This window comes from Blautia sp. AM47-4 (assembly GCF_003479865.1).
Classification (GTDB): Bacteria; Bacillota; Clostridia; order Lachnospirales; family Lachnospiraceae; genus Fusicatenibacter; species Fusicatenibacter saccharivorans.
Map to the genome: position 1 here is coordinate 39,826 of NZ_QUHY01000010.1, position 16,814 is coordinate 56,639.

The 16,814-nt window shown below is 47.4% G+C and carries 17 protein-coding genes, 2 pseudogenes and 1 other annotated feature; of the genes and pseudogenes, 2 read left to right on the forward strand and 17 right to left on the reverse strand.

The genetic code is table 11. The annotated features are described in order from the left end of the window. Positions 1-29: 29 nt before the first annotated feature. The 4 genes and pseudogenes from DW965_RS08605 to DW965_RS08620 all read right to left on the reverse strand — a co-directional run bounded on the left by DW965_RS08605 (position 30) and on the right by DW965_RS08620 (position 4,034). Entirely contained in the window at positions 30-533 is a 504-nt protein-coding gene (locus DW965_RS08605) for an NUDIX hydrolase (protein WP_119198281.1), read from the reverse strand. A 74-nt stretch (positions 534-607) separates the two neighbouring features. After that, positions 608-2,310 (reverse strand): annotated as a pseudogene (locus DW965_RS08610) (proline--tRNA ligase). Between the two features lie 182 nt (positions 2,311-2,492). After that, positions 2,493-2,795 (reverse strand) — a binding site (T-box leader). Between the two features lie 79 nt (positions 2,796-2,874). Further along, positions 2,875-3,147, reverse strand: a complete 273-nt coding sequence (locus DW965_RS08615; protein WP_022461797.1) for a hypothetical protein — start codon at positions 3,145-3,147, stop codon at positions 2,875-2,877. Positions 3,148-3,203: 56 nt separating this feature from the next. After that, a complete protein-coding gene (locus DW965_RS08620) occupies positions 3,204-4,034 on the reverse strand; it encodes an alpha/beta hydrolase (RefSeq protein WP_055219937.1) in 831 nt (276 codons plus the stop codon). A 331-nt stretch (positions 4,035-4,365) separates the two neighbouring features. Between DW965_RS08620 and DW965_RS08625 the strand changes: the two genes are divergently transcribed. Further along, positions 4,366-5,181: a Cof-type HAD-IIB family hydrolase gene (locus tag DW965_RS08625; RefSeq protein WP_117804931.1), complete on the forward strand. Its 816-nt coding sequence runs from the start codon at positions 4,366-4,368 to the stop codon at positions 5,179-5,181. A 55-nt stretch (positions 5,182-5,236) separates the two neighbouring features. Here the strand turns inward: DW965_RS08625 and DW965_RS08630 are convergent, their stop codons facing one another. The 12 genes and pseudogenes from DW965_RS08630 to DW965_RS08685 all read right to left on the reverse strand — a co-directional run bounded on the left by DW965_RS08630 (position 5,237) and on the right by DW965_RS08685 (position 15,585). Next, positions 5,237-6,277 (reverse strand): YeiH family protein, encoded by a 1,041-nt coding sequence (locus tag DW965_RS08630; RefSeq protein ID WP_117802372.1) that lies wholly within the window; start codon positions 6,275-6,277, stop codon positions 5,237-5,239. Positions 6,278-6,343: 66 nt separating this feature from the next. Next, a pseudogene (locus DW965_RS08635) lies at positions 6,344-7,692 on the reverse strand (MATE family efflux transporter). A 116-nt stretch (positions 7,693-7,808) separates the two neighbouring features. Next, positions 7,809-8,366 (reverse strand): hypothetical protein, encoded by a 558-nt coding sequence (locus DW965_RS08640; RefSeq protein ID WP_117802370.1) that lies wholly within the window; start codon positions 8,364-8,366, stop codon positions 7,809-7,811. Positions 8,367-8,585: 219 nt separating this feature from the next. Further along, positions 8,586-9,068, reverse strand: a complete 483-nt coding sequence (locus tag DW965_RS08645) for a hypothetical protein (RefSeq protein WP_055219945.1) — start codon at positions 9,066-9,068, stop codon at positions 8,586-8,588. 25 nt (positions 9,069-9,093) lie between these two features. Then, positions 9,094-9,576 (reverse strand): hypothetical protein, encoded by a 483-nt coding sequence (locus DW965_RS08650; RefSeq protein ID WP_117761627.1) that lies wholly within the window; start codon positions 9,574-9,576, stop codon positions 9,094-9,096. 127 nt (positions 9,577-9,703) lie between these two features. Continuing rightward, positions 9,704-9,958 carry a hypothetical protein gene (locus tag DW965_RS08655; RefSeq protein WP_118659403.1) on the reverse strand — a complete coding sequence of 85 codons (255 nt, stop codon included), beginning with the start codon at positions 9,956-9,958 and terminating at the stop codon, positions 9,704-9,706. A gap of 158 nt (positions 9,959-10,116) precedes the next feature. Then, positions 10,117-10,836, reverse strand: a complete 720-nt coding sequence (locus DW965_RS08660) for an N-acetylmuramoyl-L-alanine amidase (protein ID WP_119198282.1) — start codon at positions 10,834-10,836, stop codon at positions 10,117-10,119. Continuing rightward, positions 10,833-11,252 (reverse strand): phage holin family protein, encoded by a 420-nt coding sequence (locus DW965_RS08665; protein WP_119198283.1) that lies wholly within the window; start codon positions 11,250-11,252, stop codon positions 10,833-10,835. Before DW965_RS08665 ends, DW965_RS08660 begins: the two co-directional genes overlap by 4 nt. A 95-nt stretch (positions 11,253-11,347) precedes the next feature. After that, entirely contained in the window at positions 11,348-11,833 is a 486-nt protein-coding gene (locus tag DW965_RS08670) for a hypothetical protein (RefSeq protein ID WP_055219954.1), read from the reverse strand. An 81-nt stretch (positions 11,834-11,914) separates the two neighbouring features. Next, positions 11,915-13,483, reverse strand: a complete 1,569-nt coding sequence (locus tag DW965_RS08675; protein WP_118750068.1) for an RHS repeat domain-containing protein — start codon at positions 13,481-13,483, stop codon at positions 11,915-11,917. A 110-nt stretch (positions 13,484-13,593) separates the two neighbouring features. Beyond that, on the reverse strand, positions 13,594-15,147 hold the full coding sequence (locus tag DW965_RS08680; RefSeq protein ID WP_117761625.1) for a DUF3794 and LysM peptidoglycan-binding domain-containing protein: 1,554 nt from the start codon (positions 15,145-15,147) through the stop codon (positions 13,594-13,596). Positions 15,148-15,162: 15 nt separating this feature from the next. Then, positions 15,163-15,585, reverse strand: coding sequence for a protease complex subunit PrcB family protein (locus DW965_RS08685; protein WP_117509843.1), 423 nt, complete (start codon positions 15,583-15,585; stop codon positions 15,163-15,165). A gap of 177 nt (positions 15,586-15,762) precedes the next feature. Here DW965_RS08685 and DW965_RS08690 point away from each other — a divergent pair, with 177 nt between their 5' ends. Next, positions 15,763-16,494 (forward strand): lysophospholipid acyltransferase family protein, encoded by a 732-nt coding sequence (locus DW965_RS08690; protein WP_055228029.1) that lies wholly within the window; start codon positions 15,763-15,765, stop codon positions 16,492-16,494. 131 nt (positions 16,495-16,625) lie between these two features. On the opposite strand, the gene DW965_RS19900 is transcribed toward DW965_RS08690, so the two are convergent. Next, entirely contained in the window at positions 16,626-16,742 is a 117-nt protein-coding gene (locus DW965_RS19900) for a putative holin-like toxin (protein WP_226906323.1), read from the reverse strand. Positions 16,743-16,814: the final 72 nt, after the last annotated feature.

A 16,814-nucleotide genomic window follows, 5' to 3' on the forward strand; every position in this document is an offset into this window, starting at 1 on the left:
GAACGCGTTTTTCTTATCTCATTTCTCTGTTACAGTTCAAATGCCTGGCGGATGCTGTCGTAATGCAGGAATTTGCCTTCTGCGGCGTATCCTTTGATTTCGTCCAGCGTAGCAAAACGGTAGCCGTCCGTTTCTTCCTCCTGAAGGTGAAGATCCTCGTCTTTGACATCCATCACGAAGCGATAGACATCGACAAAGTAGTTGTCTCCCTCATCCGGGTTGATACGCCGGTAAGTGAAGAGGTAGCCGCCGTCTGCCTTGCTCACATCGAGTCCGGTTTCCTCTCTGACCTCACGGCGCACGGCCTCCAACGAGCTCTCTCCTGCCTGTGCCGCGCCGCCGGAAACCTCCCACCAGCCCGGTGCCCAGGCTTTCGTCATGACACGTTTTGTGATAAGGAAGGTTCCGTCCGGTCTTGCGATTACGCCGAGCACCGTCAGGTGAAACTCGTCCGGCTTCATATGCCAGTCATTCCGCTTCATCGTGCGGCCGGTCGGCTGTTTGTTTTCATCATAGATATCCCAGAGTTCCATATCGTGTTTTCTCCTGTCGAACTTCTTCCGAACCCCATCGCGATTTTTCTTCCCTTTCGCATGGTTCTGAATCATTACAGATACTGTTTAATCTCTTCCATCACATTTTCCAGCGGAATCTGTGTTTTCAGAGTCTTATCGCGGGATGCAACCTCGACAACGCCCTGTTTCATATTTTTCGGGCTTACGATGATGCGCAGCGGAATACCGAGCAGGTCGGCATCGGCAAACATTACGCCGGCTCTGACGCTTCTGTCGTCGTAGATCACTTCGATGCCTGCGTTCTGCAGATCCTCGTACAGCTTGTCCGCGTATGCTCTTACTTCCTCGTCATCGACGCGGACCGCACAGAGGTGTACCTGCCACGGAGCGATAGCTTTCGGCCAGATCGGGCCGTACTCATCGTGATGTGCCTCGCAGACCGATGCTGCCAGACGGCCGACACCGATACCGTAGCATCCCATGATCGGGGTCTTGCTCTCGCCGTTTGCATCGACATAGGTCATATTCATGGATTTTGTATATTTGGTTCCAAGCTGGAAAATGTTTCCGACCTCGATACCTCTGGAGATCTTTACGGTCTTTTTGCCGCATTTCGGGCAGATGCCGCCCTCCTGGATTTTTGCAAAATCGTGATACTCGGCATTCGGAACGTCGCGCTCCATGTCGAGTCCTTTGTAATGATGCTCTGCTTCGTTGGCTCCGCAGGAAGGTTGTTTCTTCCCTCGAGGGATTTATCATAGAGAACAACGGCATCTCCGTTCACCTTCAGGTCCACAGGTCCGATATAGCCTGCGTTCAGTCCGCATTCTTCGGTGATCACGGCTGCGTGAACCTGCTCGCCGAGGAAGTTGACCAGCTTCGTCTCGTTGACTTCGAGATCGCCGCGGATGAAAAGGACAACGTATTTATCATCAACATTCTGCTGATAAACAACGGCTTTGCAGGAGTTCTTTGTCTCGTCTCCGAAGAAATTGCAGACGTCTTCAATGGTGTGGACGTTCGGTGTATAAACCTTTTCGAGTGCAGCGGATTCTGCGTCTCTTGCGATATCGGAAATGTTCTCAGCTGCCTCCATGTTGGCTCTGTAATCGCAGGAATCACACAGAACGATGGAATCCTCTCCGACCGGAGTCAGAAGCATGAACTCATGGGAAATGTTTCCGCCCATCATACCGGAATCGGATTTGACAGATACCACCTCCGGCACGCCGACACGCTCAAAGATACGCTCGTATGCTGCGTGGCATTTCTCGTAATACTGCTCCAGATCTTCCTGGCTGGTATGGAAGGAGTAAGCATCCTTCATCGTAAACTCACGCACACGGATCAGTCCGGCTCTCGGACGGGCCTCATCACGGAATTTTGTCTGGATCTGATAGATCATAAACGGATATTTGGTGTAGCTCTGTGCATACTCGCGTACAAGGTGTACGGCTGCCTCCTCGTGGGTCATGCCGAGTACCATTTTGGCATTGTTGCGGTCGGTGAAACGCAGCAGTTCATCGCCGATGCTATCGTAACGGCCGGACTCATCCCACAGAGAAGCCGGCATGACAACCGGGAACTGCACTTCCTGGCCGTCGATTTTGTCCATTTCCTCGCGCAGGATCTGCTCGATTTTGCGCACAATGCGGCGCAGCGGCAGATAGGAAGAATAGATTCCGTTTGCCATATATTTGATGTATCCGCCTTTTACCATAATAGCATGGCTGTCGATGACACAGTCAGCAGGTCTTTCTTTGAAGCGCTCTCCTACTAATTTTTCAAGTTTCATTTTCTGATTTCCTCCTTATTCTTTGGGTTTTCAACATCTGAAGTCTTCCAGACGCGAGAACATTCCAGCCTGTCCGATTTTAAGCTTTTATTCAACATTTTGCGCATCTAACTCATCACTGAAGCAACGAGAATGCGATGCGCAGTTTTCAAACAGAAAAAAGCCCTAAACCGCAAGCTGCAGTTTAGGGCGAATTTTTTTATCCGCGGTACCACCTAAATTCAGGAAAACTCCTGCACTCTGACACAAAGCATTTGTACCCCACGATTTTTGTATTTTGTAATACGCGTGATCTCTGCTCTCTGTACCTTCTCTGTAACGGGAGATCCCGGTGCAGCCTACGAAATAAATTTTCCCTGATGGATTTTCTTCTCTTCGGTGCACAGCTCCAAGACCGGTTCACGATAGATTCTGCAAAAAGCTTTCACCTGCCGCTTTCTCTCTGAATGCGCTCTGTCGCTACTGTTTCTTTTCGTCGCTTTTTCACTGCACTGATTGTAGCAGAAACCGGAAAAGAATGCAAGCCCGTTCCTTCTGCTTTTTCTGCATAAACGCCCGCCCAGGTTACAGGCCTTCCCGATACATTCTGCTGATTGCCGCCTGGGCTTCCTCGGACTGTTTTTTCTCAATCCATGCTTTGCGGTCACTCAAAATAGCCAGCATCTCATCGACAACGTCCTCGGCGCGCGGGCTTGTGACGCGGTAGAGATAGCCGAGCATCCGCGTGGCGGTAAAATCGGTGTTCATCTGGCGGTATGCAATTTCCCGGCAGAAGTCGTCCGGGTAACCGTTGTGTTTTAACGCACGGTACAATTCGTCATTTCTCGTCTCTGGCATTGCCTGTCTCCCTTTTTTTGTATATACGGTCTGATCCGCCGGATTTTTCTTTTTCTTTAAACATTTACGTTTCCGCTGTTCAGGCCTTCCGTCTTTTCCTCAAGTGGCAGCCAGTCCAGTGCCTTTTTGATCCACTCATCCCAGAAATCCCATTCATGGCCACCCTTGCTCTCATAGTAGACAATGTCCATGCCGCTCTCTTCCATCCGTTTATGGTAGAGACGGTTTACTTCCAGAAGTCCGTCCTCTGTTCCGCACGCCTGGAATACGGTCGGCACATTGACAGACGGATCTTTTTTCCGTGCTTCCTTTAACTGCTCGATAAGAACAGCCGGGTTTTTGTCACTCTTTGCTGCTTCGACCAGATTTCCGAAATAACCTTCTTCATGTGCAAAGCTGTCCGCTCTGCTCTCTTCCGGATTTTCCAGCACATGAAGTGCACCGGACAGGCAGATCACAGCCCCGAAGGTATCGTGATATTTCAGGCCATTTCTGAGTGCGCCAAAACCACCCATGGAAAGGCCTCCGATAAAGGTGTCTTCTCTTTTTCTGGACAGTGGAAACATTTTTCTTGTAATCTCAACCAGTTCTTCTCCGATAAACTGTCCGTGCATGGCACCGATGGACGGCTGATCCACATAAAACGCATTCTCGCCGGCCGGCATGACAACGGCAAGGTTTTTCTCCTCTGCCCATCTTTGGATTCTGGTTCCATGAACCCAGTCTGTCTCATTTCCAAAAATGCCATGCAGCAAATACAGCGTTTTAAACGGTTTTTCCTCGCGCTCCGGCTGCCCAAAGGTAAATTTGTCGACCGGCAGAATAACCTGCAGCGGTACGGTGCGCATTAAAGTTTTTGACATGAAGCTTACCTGAATAAATGCCATAATAAAAATCCCCCTGTGGATATATATTTTTCTTTATTTTACGCCTTATTTCTGCGTTTCGTCAACGTGGAGTTTTGCGTTCCTCCGGTTCCGGCTTGCACCCCGAAGCAATTCACGATATAATCATGTTTATAGCAATCCCAGAAAATAATGCAAAAAATTCAGCACTGCAGAACGTGAATTACTGCGTCACGGATTTTCGTCGTACCCCGGTACGCCTTCAAATCCGTTCCTTGTAATTCGCGCCCTGCAGCACTGCCTTTTTTGCGTTATTTTCTGGTCTTGCTATAGTTTGAATTTTTTCTGTGACAAGATAAGGAGATTTTCTATTATGATAAAGTTGATCGCAACCGATGTCGATGGAACGCTCGTCAAAGACGGCACACTTCTGATCGACCCGGAATATATGACTGTTGTTTCCAGGCTTGTCGACCAGGGCATCCATTTTGTTGTCTGTTCCGGCCGCCAGTTTTCCAGTGAACAGAAGCTTTTCGCTCCGATCAAGGACCGCCTGCTCTACATCTCCGATGGCGGAACTGTCGTGCGCACACCGGAAAAGATTCTGAAAACATATCCGATGGAAACGGCACTCTGGAAATCCATGTGCCGCATGGTACACGACGAACTTCCGTCCTGCGACTGCTTTGCCGCCACCCCGGACTACTGCCTCGCCGAAGATGCCGGAAGCCGCATGTTTCACTGGCTCCGCGACTCCTACGGCTTCGATGTCCGCGAAGTACCGGATCTGTCGAAGGTAGAAAACGAGGACATTATCAAATTCACGATCTACCATCCAACCTCCTGTGAAGAGCTTTGCTCCCCAAATTTCATCCCGGCGTGGAAACATCAGGCAAAACTCGCTGTCGCCGGTAAGGAATGGTTGGACTGCAACGCCCGCGGCGTCAGCAAATGGACCGGTCTCTCATTTCTGATGAACTACTTTGGCCTTACCCCAGACGAAGTCTGCTGCTTCGGCGACAACCTAAACGACATCGAGATGCTTCAGAACGCCGGCGAAAGCTACGCCGTCTCCAACGCCCGAGCGGAAGTCATCGCCTCAGCAAAACACACCTGCCCGCCGTACTGGGAGAACGGGGTGCTGCAGGTTTTGAAAACGTTTTTGAAGGAAACGACAAACCCGTTTTGATTTAAAAAATCCAGGCATCCTATACGGATGCCTGGATTTTTAATTCTCTGTTTCTTTACAGTACCCCATGCGGCGCAATGCCGATCGCAAATTCGACTGCAATCGCTACCAGGACTACCAGCAGCGAAATGATGAATCCGTGCAGCATCGGCTTTGCGCCGGAGCGGCAGAGGGATTTGAAATCGGTGTTCAGGCCGATGGCCGCAAGGGCGGCCACCATCAGAAATTTGCTGATGGTTTTTAATGCGGCTGCTGTGCCTGCCGGGATAAGACCTAAGGAGGTCAGTGCTGACATGGCGAGAAAACCTAAGATAAACCATGGAAAAATGGATTTGATGCTTACCTTTACGGCGGTTCCTTCTGCTGCCTGCGCCTTCCGTTTCAGATGTACGTTGATGGCGGCGAATGCCAGAACAGCCGGAATGATGGCGAGGGTCCGTGTCAATTTTACCATGGTTGCGAAATCACCGGCGGCCTCGCTGAATGCGTAACCGGTGGCAACGACGCTTGATGTGTCGTTGACCGCAGTTCCGGCCCAGAGGCCAAACGCGGCATCCGAAAGGCCCATCCAGTGACCGAGGATCGGGAATACGACAATCATGACCGTATCAAATAAAAACGTTGCGGAGAGGCCATAGGCAATGTCCATATCGGTCGCCTCGATGACCGGCGCGATTGCCGCGATCGCGGAACCGCCGCAGATACCCGTGCCGGCGTTGATGAGGCTGCTCGTCTTCCAGTTCAGTCCAAGTGCTTTTCCGATCAGTGCGCCGAGGCCAAAGCACGTTGCCAGGGTAAATACCATAACCGTCAGGGAAAATCTTCCGACCGTCAGCACCGTGCGGATATTCAGGCTCGCACCGAGCAGAATAATCGCAAATTTCAGGATCTTCTTCGATGTAAATTTAATTCCCGGCGCTGTCACGCTGTTCGGCTTGTAAAAGGCATTCACAATCATACCGATAAACATGGCGATGACCGATGCCCCGATAAAGTGCAGTCCGGCGCTCTCCTCCAGGCTTTCCAGGAATTTCGCCGCAGCGGCAATCACCAGCGCAATCGCCGCTCCGGGAATCAGTTTCTTTGCGTTTTTCATAATAATAACTTCCTCCAGATGTATCGTTTTTTCTTTCTCTCTCCCCAAAACATTCCGTATTTTTCATCACGTCTGATGCTGCCACTTCCCGCTTCGATAGCGAAGGACAAAGAAAATGGCACGAACAACCCAGTCCATCGTCATGGCGACCCAGACACCGAAGACGCCGAATCCCATACGCACACCGAGCACATAGCTCATGCCGATTCTGCAGATCCACATGGAAAGAATCGAGAGAATCATGCAAAATGCCACATCATTGGACGCGCGGAGTACATTCGGCAGATTGAAGGCAATTGGCCAGATTATCATACAGCAGATGCCGTGGTAAACGATGATATCTTCCGTCATGGCTGTTGCCTCCGCAGACAGACTGTAAACGTGAAGCACCGCCGGAAGTGCCGCGATGACACCGAGACAGCAGACGATCATCAGGCCATAAATGATGATGTGCAGCTTTTTCGCATAGTATTTTACCTGCTCATAGTCTCCCGCTCCCGCGCACTGTGCGCTTACGGTCAGCACTGCATTTCCGATCGCCATACCGGGCAGTGTCTGGAAGACAGCAATCGTGTTGGACACCGCATTTGCCGCGATCGACGCTGTTCCGAACTGTGTGATCATACTTAAGACCATAATTTTGCCGAGCTGGAACATACTGTTCTCGAGGCCGTTCGGAATGCCGATGCCAAGGATTTTTTTCAGCATATGGAAATCCGGTTTTAATTTCACCGGATAAGAGCACCGCACTGGATACCGCTTATTATGTACGAGAACAAATGCTGCCGCAGCCGCGTACATACGTGAAAGCAGCGTCGGAATCGCAACGCCGTCCACGCCGAATTTCAGCGCATAGACCAGAAGCGCATTTCCCGAAATATTGATCAGGTTCATGACGATGGATATTTTCATCGGCGTTTTCGAATCACCCTGCGCACGGAAAATGGCCGCACAGCCGTTGTAAACCGCCAGAAACGGAATGGAGGCCGCTACGATCATCAGATAAATATTGCAGTTTCTTTCTACCTCTGCCGTAATGTTTCCAAACACAACATGCAGAATAAACGGCTTTAAAAGATAGACCGCCGCCATGATCACAACTGACAGCGCCGTTGTCACCAGCAGAAGCTGGTCAGCTGCCTCACATGCTTTGTGTGGCCGCTTCTTTCCGATATACTGGCCGCACACGACGCTCCGCCGGTTGCAATCGCGGTGAACATGTTGATCAGCAGAATAAAGATTGTATCAATCAGCGACACACTCGACACCGCCGCCTCGCCGACACTGGATACCATAATTGAATCCGCCATGCCGACTGCGATGGCAAGAAGCTGTTCAATCAGAAGCGGCACAATCAGCCGTTTCAGATCCGCATTGGAGAACAGGTCACCATCCCGTTCCTTCAGATAATTCATCTTTTGTTTCCTCCATTTTCATACCTTCTCTGTTGATGATTTTTCACGCATGTGTATTACACTCATGCTGTTTTTATCTTACCTGCATTTTTACGTAAAAGCAAGAAGAACCGGCATCATTTCTTTACCGGTTCTCCATTGATTGCCTGTACCAGGACTTTGTCAAATCTTGCGTATTTTTTTACTTCTTTCATCAGCGTATCGAGGTCTTTCACAATCTGCTCGCGCTTTCCTGTCGGTCCTATGAAATATTCTCTGCTGCCCATTTCCAGCAGATTTCCTGTCGTTCTTGTCCGTACGCCGAAGGTAAGTCTTCTGCTTCCCCGCTGGTAATAAATCGTATAGGTACGCGGCACGTAGTTGAACAGGGAGCTTTCGATTTGGGAAATCGTGTAAAATTCACCGCTCTCTTTCGCCGCCGCATACCGCCGGTCTTTCAGGCAGTCCATTTCGGCTACGGAAATAAAGCAGATCAGATAGTCCAGAAACGAAAACACAACCAGAATCATTGCTTCCACAATTCGTCCCAGATTTGTTCCATCCAGAATATGAACATAGATGTCACCGTAAAATACCGCAAAGAAAAGAACAATGCTTAAAATAATCTTGATCCACGGCCAGAGACGGGATTTAATTTTCCGGTTCACTTTAAAGACATTAATCCATTCAAGCAACTGTTTATCCTCCACCAATGTAATGATGTCTGTATTTATTTTACACTCTTTTCTCCGTAAAAACAACAGGGAAGCAGAACACTTTCTGTTATAGTTCACTGGTATCAACGAACTGTAATTCTAAAACATTTCCTTCTTTCTTTTTCCAAATTTGCGTATAAAAAGGGAAGTGGCTGGTAATTCATAGGATCTTACCGCCATTTCCACTCTTCTCATACTTTATTTACTTTCCGTATACTTGACACCGTATGAAGTGAGGAGATCACAAAATTCGTCGGCACTGATTGGCATAGTACGGACACAACTAAATTGTGACTTATCAAATATCACAAAGCTAGTAAATGGATGATATGTTGAAAAAAACAGACCACTATCTTTTTGTTTTGATACGTTAAAGAAAAAATGATTTTTATATCTTTGTATAACGGAAAAATCCTCCCATACAATTTTTTTCTTATATCCCAAAAAGGCAAGTTCCATTCCCCACTTATGGATGTAAATACGTGTTAAAGCATCTACACTTCCCCATGACACTATCCCACAAATAAACATTATTCCAAATATTACCCAAAGCTTTTGAGGCAAATTATATAATTCACATTGATTTTTTGCATCTTCCCAAAATCTTGTCATAAGATACCCGATGCCTATTAATGTAGCAACTTGTGCAAACATAAAAAACTTACGATATCCTGCTCTCATATTTTCTCTTTAATTCCTTCGATCTTTATTTTCTTTCCGTGTACTGAACACCATATGAAGTGAGCAGTTCACAAAATTCGTCGGCGTTAAGCGGCATGGTATGAACAGAACGATTTCGCGAATTATCGAATATTACAAAACTGGTAAAGGGATGAAACATTGCCCAATACGGACCTGCATCTTTTTGTTTTGACATATTGAAGAAAAAATGATTATGATATCTTCGTATAACAGAAAATTCTTCCCATTCGATTTTTTTCTTATATTTCAAAAATGAGATCTGCATTCCCCATTCATAAATGTAAATACTGGTTAAAGTATTTATAATTCCAGCAGCCGTACCAAAAGTATAAATCATAAACCACAATATCATAAGTGCTTTATCTTGCATGTTATAAGAACTAATTTGACCTTTTCCCTCTTCCCAAAAATTCAGCATAAGGTATCCGCAGCCCATAAATACCAATATACTAAAATATTTATAAAATTTACGATATCCTGCCTTCATATTTGCCACCTACTAATTTAACTTTTTGAACATTTCCGCTTTTGCAACATCAAAGTTGTCTGCGCAAAGGAATCTGCACAATTCCAGATCGTAATAGCGGCTGGCGGTGACATAGAGCTTGGTGTCGTCATCGTAGCAGTAAGCACGATAGCGGAATGGATTGAGCTTTCCGATATTTTCTCCGCTGGTATCGGTCAGACCGGTCTGTTTTCCCCATATTTAAAACGAGCATTACCTCTATTAGAAATATAATACTTGTTTTTAATGAATATGCATGAAACTCATCTTTTCCATTTACCCATATACTCACCACATAGTAATTAACAATAACACACAGAATCAAATCTACACCTGTACCAAATTTTCCCCATATTACTTTCATACAATTTTCTCCTCGTTATTTCTTTCGACTGTGCAATATTCGCACCACTTGTATCCATGGTATTTACCAGTTCTCCCCCTGCATCGTAAGAATAGTTTACTCCCTGCTTTCCATCGCTGTCAATCCGTCCGATGACATCGTTTTGCAAAGATGGGATTTTATACTCTTCCCCCGTAAAAACAATATGCTTTATGGCAGTTGATCCATCCCGCTCCCGACAGCAGTCTGCCCCAGCTTTTGTTTCTGATTTCTGTGATCGTATAGCTTCCCTGGTCTTTGATGACTCCCACCACCGGGTATTCTACTCCGGGACCTGTGCGGATGTTGAGCGCCGGGTCTGTTACACGGTAGATGCCGGGATTGTATTCACTTTTCTCACTGCCGTCTTCTGTTTCCCGAATCAGACGCTGGAACCGCTCCCAGTCTCCCCGCTTCTGAATCTGGGACGGGCAGTTTTTGCTGCAGATGTCGTAATGCCGGTAAACTGCATCTGATGGAATCCCCGTCTCGTTCATCAGGTTTTTCACCAGCTCCACCGTATGTAAAAATGCGGTTTCGTAATCATATCCTTTCTGCACGCACATCTCAACCGCGATGCTGTTCCGGTTTCCATATCTGCCGAATAGATTTTTACTTCCATAATTTCTCCCGACATGCCAGCATCCTCTGCTGTGCGGCGCAGCCTGATAAGCGATCTCCCCGTCATCTACGTAATAATGCGCCGACATAATCTGAAAATTTCCCTGGTACTGCGCTCTTGCATGCGCGCGGGCATCGGCTCCGGCGGCAAAATTGTCTGTATTGTGTACCACAATACACTGCGGATGATTTTCCGGCCAGGTATTCTGGTTACTGCAATAGCTTCTGTCAATCCTCATTTACTCTGCTCCTCCTTTCTCAGCACATCAATCCTTGACCGCAGAATCTCAGGGATTTTCACACCCATCAGCCCTGCATTTTCCAGAATTGAAACTGCTTCATTTAAAATAGATCCAATGCAGACGGCATCCCGCAGGTAATTCGTCTGTGTAAACCGATCCAGTTTTTCTGCAACCAGCACAAAGAACAGCATCATCCCTTTTCTGCAAAGTCCTTTCCATCCCGCACGGCTCTCCAACGTTCCGTTTTCAGATTTCGGACTCTTTTTAAAAACAACAGGAAGCAGAACACCTCCTGTGATCCAGTCAATTGCCATGAAGCAGACCAGCGTTTCCAGCGCAGCATCCCAGCCTCCAAACTGTGCCGCAAGGAAGCTGCCTGCTACGGCAAGGATCGTGCGATAAATTGATTTCATTGGCATTTCCTTCTTTCTTTTTCTAAATTTGCATATAAAAAGGGAAGTGGCTGGTAATTCGTGGATCTTACGGCCACTTCCACTCTTTTTGTATGTTATTTACTTTCCGTATACTTGACACCGTATGAAGTGAGGAGTTCACAAAATTCGTCGGCGCTGAGCGGTATGATTCCCCAGCCCGGTCCGCGGAACTTGTCGAATATCATGATACTGGTAAATGGGTGATAGGTACACCAGAACAAACTGTCATCTTTCTGTTTCGATATGTTGAAGAAAAAATGATCATTGTATCTTTGTATCACAGTAAAATCTTCCCATTCTATCTTTTTTTCATAGCCCCAAAAAGATAACATTATTCCCCATTCATAAATATAAATTCGTTTTAGTAGAAATGTCACAGTTCCATAAGCTGCTATGCTTAAAAAGAACATTATTCCTAGAAACACTATGATACTTGTTTTTAATGAATAGGCGTGGAACGCATCTTTTTCATTTACCCACAGGCTCACCCACCAATAACTACTAATAGCACACACAATCAGGTCTACGCCGGTACCAAATTTTCCCCATACTACTTTCATACAATCTTCTCCTCGTTATTTCTTACGCTTTGCCTTTGTACAAAACTATTTTTCTTCGCGCAAAGGCATCTTAAAACTTTTCTATCTAAGCGCTGGAAGTCCTATATTTTGCATTTTTCTGGAAATTGCAGGCTTATTACTCTGCCAGTTCTTCTTTTTCCCCCCAACTTTTTTTGTACTAAAGTTGATGTTGCTGTTTTTCTTAAGTGTTGATCCATTTTTATTTGCCTGTTTCTTGGGTTTTCCAAACACTCCATCCAAAACACCGCTTTTGGGATAGCTCAGTAATGGAGACTGAAAAAAGTCTGTAAAAGCACCCAATGCATTCTCAATAGTTTCATTTTTTACATATGCGTTATACGTTTTAGGTTCTAACAAGGTCATTATAGCATCGTAAAATCCTGCCCCCATTGCTCTTGCCATATCTCCTGATTCCTGATACTCTAAATATCCTCCTTTCAAACCACTTACTACTACTGAAAAGATAATTCCTTGGCTATCTCCCAAAACACTACTGATTGCACTTTCTATGGCCACCTCTGCAATTCCTTCTAAGGTTACTTTCTCATTCGCCATTCCGCACTGTACCGCATATACAAATACATCTTTTAAGATATTCCATGCTACTTTTCTGGGATCGATTCCTGGGAATGCCAGCATTAAAATTCCAAAATCACCATCATCATCTACCGCATTCACCGGATTGTTGCAACAGTACACATAAAGGTTCTTTCCATTCATGCTAAACATTTTCGCTTTTACAGCATCAAAGTTGTCCGCACAAAGGAATCTGCACAATTCCGGATCATAATAACGGCTGGCGGTGACATAGAGTTTGGTATCGTCATCGTAGCAGTAAGCACGATAACGGAATGGGTTTAGTTTTCCGATATTTTCTCCGCTGATATCGGTCAGACCAGTCTGTTTTCCCCATGCATCGTAAGAATAGTTTACTACCTGTTTTCCATCGCTGTCAATCAGTCCTATGACATCATTCTGGCTGTTGTACAAGTAATAATACTCTTTTTCTCCCTTTTTCAGCATCAGCGGGGATTTATCCGCACCGTAAACAAACTGAACCAGTACATCTCCATACTTCGTTCCCATCAGTTTGTTTCCGCACCAGTAGTTCTTATGGCTGATTCCGTTCAGGTCTTTCCACTGGACTCTGTATCCTTCGCTGTCGTAATGGTAAACTGCTTTCTTTCCGTTTAAGGTCAGACTCTGCAGCAGGCTTCCTCTGTACCAGGTCAGTGTTCTTCCCTGATAAGCTGTAATGTTGCCGACCGCATCATAGGAAATGCTGCTGCCATTATAGGAAATAAGCTGATCTTTCCATCCTGAAGCACGGTAGGTAAGCAGATCTGTCTTTACCGCATTGCCCAGTGTTCCCGTTGTATAGGAATACTCTTTTCTGGACGTCATATTCATTCCGGCATCGTAGGTATACGTAATACTCTTATTTTCCCATGCAGAATCCACACGGGTCAGTTCACTCAAAGCATTATACATATATTTTACTTTCTGAACACCATTCTCGGAAATCGTAACAATATTTCCTACTGCGTCATAAGTAAAGGACAGTTTCTTTCCGTTATTGTTGATTTCTTTGAGAAGCAAGGTTGTAATTCCTGCTTTTCTTCCCGGCACAAAAGTGTACCTGTTCTTTCTGCAATGCAGATCGGCATGGAACTCGCAAAAAGACAGCCTGCTGCCTGATGGATTGACTCCATTCTTAAGGCAGTAGGCTGTCTTTTCCGCTATACCCGCTCCACTAATAGCTGCTGCATCGGTGTGAGTGTTTCGGTTTTCAGTTCATTTAATTCCCTGATCTTATCTGTCGTCGTATAGAATTTCTTTGCGATATCCCACAGGGTATCCCCCGGCTTGACGAAGTAGCAGGTGATGCCCGGGAGGCTCTGCAGTTCTTCCGGATCTCGGTCTTTTTCTTCGACGTACTGCATTACCATCTCTTTTCTGCGGCGGAAGACGAGGGCGTTCAGGTTCAGTACGACTTTGGCTTCGATGTCGCTGCTGTCCGGCATGGTTGTGGAGAGCTGGTCAATGGAGGACTGGAGTTCGTAGCGGCAGTCCGGTCCGATTCCCGGGACTTCGATGGTGTGGCGGAAGGGTATGGCGGTTTCGGCGGCGTAGAACGGCATTTCGTCGTCACTGACCACGTAGAGCGCCCTGAGTTCCACCACGCCGGTTACTTCGATGCCGTTTTCTACGATTCTTTCCTCGTCGATCTTGATTTTGCCGTCGCTGTGGCAGATCTGCAGAATTTTATTTTTCGGCACGCGCATCTGCAGTTTGTCGGTCAGGCGGCATTTGGAGGAATTGCGGATCAGAAGGCTCTCCAAAGTCTCCTCCTGCACTTTTGGAATGCATTCTCGGTGCGGATGGTAAACGTCCTGCAGAAGTGATACGGTTTCTTCCTGATACAGACAGATGTCAAGTTCGAGTACGGCCTCCGCCTGCAGGACCCGCTCCTCGCCGTCGGAATCGGGCTGGATTTCGAGTGTGGTCTGGCCGAGTGTGCTTTCGATCCGCGGGATCATCTCGGAGATGCAGCCCTGGCATTCCACTTCTGCCTGGAACGGGAGCGCCTGCTCCACCCACTGCAGCGGGTGATCCTCCTCGCCGTCGCTGTACAGACAGAAGACAAAGAGTTCTCCCTGCGCACTGACCCGCCCCTCCTCAGAGCGGAGATCGAGACCGCGCACTTCCAGATCCTGCCAGAGAATCTCGTGCAATTCCGGCTTGCCGGACGGAATCGTAAGCTCCTTTTTGACACGCAGCACATCTTTTTTCTGCACTGCAAGCTCAACCACGCGGTATTCCTGCCTTTTTACCGCGACGTCGCTCTCCCCGCGGATTTCCATCGGCACGGCAAGGTCGCACAGTTCCTCGATCCACGCGTGCAGCGTGACGATCGCGCGCACGCCCAGCTTCCGCGAGTTGATGAGATGCAGGTTCAGATCTTCCACTTCCCAGGTGATGCAGACCTTGTCGCCCCCTGTCAGACCATCGAGATGGATCGTCTCGTCGATCGGAAGCTCGCCGGAGAGCTGGCAGATCCGGCGCCGTTCGCCGTCGGAGACGTACAGCAGATGAAAGGTGAGGCCGCCGAATACACGCGCTTTTCCTTCCGAAATCTGCACATCCCCGATCGTCACCTCGCCTTTTTTCTGAATCATCCGCCCCACATCGGGCCGTGCGTCCGGCACATTGTAGTCCTCATCAAACGTAATCTGTGACACCGCTTCGCTTTTTCTGCTGATCTGATGCAGAATCTTTTTTACAAAATCCATAAGGCTCCTCCCACTCTAATCCTCAAATACGACTGAGATTCCCGCCGCCGCTTTCGTTTTCAGCACGACGTAAGGGCAGGAGGCGGCGCCTTTCTGCTCCTCCTTTGCGGCAGGTCCGACGAGTTTTGTCCGCACGAAAACGGCGTTTTCCGATTTCGATACTTCTTCGATCTGTATGGAAAAGCCTCCGCTTTTCTGCTTTCCGTAGCCGCGCAGTATGTAGAGATCGTCCCCGCTCTCGTACGCCATCTGGAACGCGGATTCTTTTTTCTTACGCAAAATCTGATCGATTTCCGGCGGAAAATCGCCCGGCTTTACAATCGCATACGACAGTTCTTTCCGCTCGCCCTCGCTCACATCTGTGATCCGGCACGATGCTAGGAGCATCAGGATCACCGCCGCCAGAAGAACTCTTCCCCGTCTCTTTTTCTTCATCATTCCAAACGCCGCTTCCCGCTCTTTCTATCCATTGTATGACGGGCCGCAGTCTTCTATGACGCAAAATCTTTTTCCGAAAAAGACGAAAGTTATTGCAACCCGCCCCATATATGACGTATACTGAAAAGTACGCAATAACTGAATATCACTATTTTTACCAAGAGGAGAAAAAGATTCATGATTCGTTTTATTCTGGTCATTCTGACCGCTTTTCTGTATCTGATTCTGTCGATCCCGGTGCTTCTTGTTCTGCTTCTGATCCGGAAGAAAAAGCCGGAGGTCTGTGACAAGGTAAGCCGCTCCCTGATCCGCTGGATTTTTCGCGTAATTCTGTTTTTTTCCGGCACGAAGATCACCGTAAAAGGTCAGGAAAATATTCCGAAGGACCGGGCTGTTCTATACATCGGCAATCACCGCAGCTATTTCGATATCCTTGTAACCTATACAACGGTTCCGGGTTCCTGCGGATTTGTCGCCAAAAAAGAACTTTCACGCATTCCGCTGTTAAAGAACTGGATGGAACTCATCCACTGCCTGTTTCTCGACCGTTCCGACATCAAGCAGGGTCTGCAGATGATTCTCTCCGGATGTGAGGAGATCAAGAGCGGCACTTCCATCTGTATCTTCCCGGAGGGTACCCGCGGCAAGACGGAGAGCGAGCTGGAGCTCGGCGAGTTCCACAACGGTTCATTCAAGATGGCAACGAAAACCGGCTGCCCGATCATTCCGCTTTCGATTTCCGGATCCAGAGAAATTCTGGAAGCACATTTCCCGAAGATCCGCGGTACCCACGTTACCGTAACGTACGGCAAGCCGATCATTCCGGGCGAGCTTACGAAGGAAGAGAAAAAAGAGATTGGAAATTATACGAAAAACATTCTATTAGAACAATTGAAAGAAAATGCTTGAAAATGCCAGACCCCTGCGATATAATAAATATATAAAAAGAAAGCACCCACTCCAAAGTGGATGCTCTCGAGAAAAGGGTTAAATGTTCTTACGAACACCGCCTATCCCGTTTGCCGACGGGGTAGGCATTTTTATTTTCGCTTATTTCTCTTATCGAGAAAGGTAAGCAACGCAATGATGAAGCCTCCGAAGGAAATCAGTAAAGCTAAGATTCCCAGAAAAACCATAATAATTTCGTATGCTGTCATTTACGCCACCTCCCTTCCTATGTATTCATTAGCTCGGGAGGCTACCACCCTGTCATGGGTACTTTCCAGTTT

Coding starts and splice junctions, on each gene's coding strand:
- DW965_RS08685 (WP_117509843.1), bottom strand. CDS start 15,585: ATGATGAAGAAAAAGAGACGGGGAAGAGTTCTTCTGGCGGCGGTGATC.
- DW965_RS08665 (WP_119198283.1), bottom strand. CDS start 11,252: ATGAAATCAATTTATCGCACGATCCTTGCCGTAGCAGGCAGCTTCCTT.
- DW965_RS08670 (WP_055219954.1), bottom strand. CDS start 11,833: ATGAAAGTAGTATGGGGAAAATTTGGTACCGGCGTAGACCTGATTGTG.
- DW965_RS08630 (WP_117802372.1), bottom strand. CDS start 6,277: ATGAAAAACGCAAAGAAACTGATTCCCGGAGCGGCGATTGCGCTGGTG.
- DW965_RS08645 (WP_055219945.1), bottom strand. CDS start 9,068: ATGAGAGCAGGATATCGTAAGTTTTTTATGTTTGCACAAGTTGCTACA.
- DW965_RS08660 (WP_119198282.1), bottom strand. CDS start 10,836: ATGAGGATTGACAGAAGCTATTGCAGTAACCAGAATACCTGGCCGGAA.
- DW965_RS19900 (WP_226906323.1), bottom strand. CDS start 16,742: ATGACAGCATACGAAATTATTATGGTTTTTCTGGGAATCTTAGCTTTA.
- DW965_RS08620 (WP_055219937.1), bottom strand. CDS start 4,034: ATGGCATTTATTCAGGTAAGCTTCATGTCAAAAACTTTAATGCGCACC.
- DW965_RS08615 (WP_022461797.1), bottom strand. CDS start 3,147: ATGCCAGAGACGAGAAATGACGAATTGTACCGTGCGTTAAAACACAAC.
- DW965_RS08680 (WP_117761625.1), bottom strand. CDS start 15,147: ATGGATTTTGTAAAAAAGATTCTGCATCAGATCAGCAGAAAAAGCGAA.
- DW965_RS08625 (WP_117804931.1), top strand. CDS start 4,366: ATGATAAAGTTGATCGCAACCGATGTCGATGGAACGCTCGTCAAAGAC.
- DW965_RS08650 (WP_117761627.1), bottom strand. CDS start 9,576: ATGAAGGCAGGATATCGTAAATTTTATAAATATTTTAGTATATTGGTA.
- DW965_RS08690 (WP_055228029.1), top strand. CDS start 15,763: ATGATTCGTTTTATTCTGGTCATTCTGACCGCTTTTCTGTATCTGATT.
- DW965_RS08655 (WP_118659403.1), bottom strand. CDS start 9,958: ATGAAAGTAATATGGGGAAAATTTGGTACAGGTGTAGATTTGATTCTG.
- DW965_RS08605 (WP_119198281.1), bottom strand. CDS start 533: ATGGAACTCTGGGATATCTATGATGAAAACAAACAGCCGACCGGCCGC.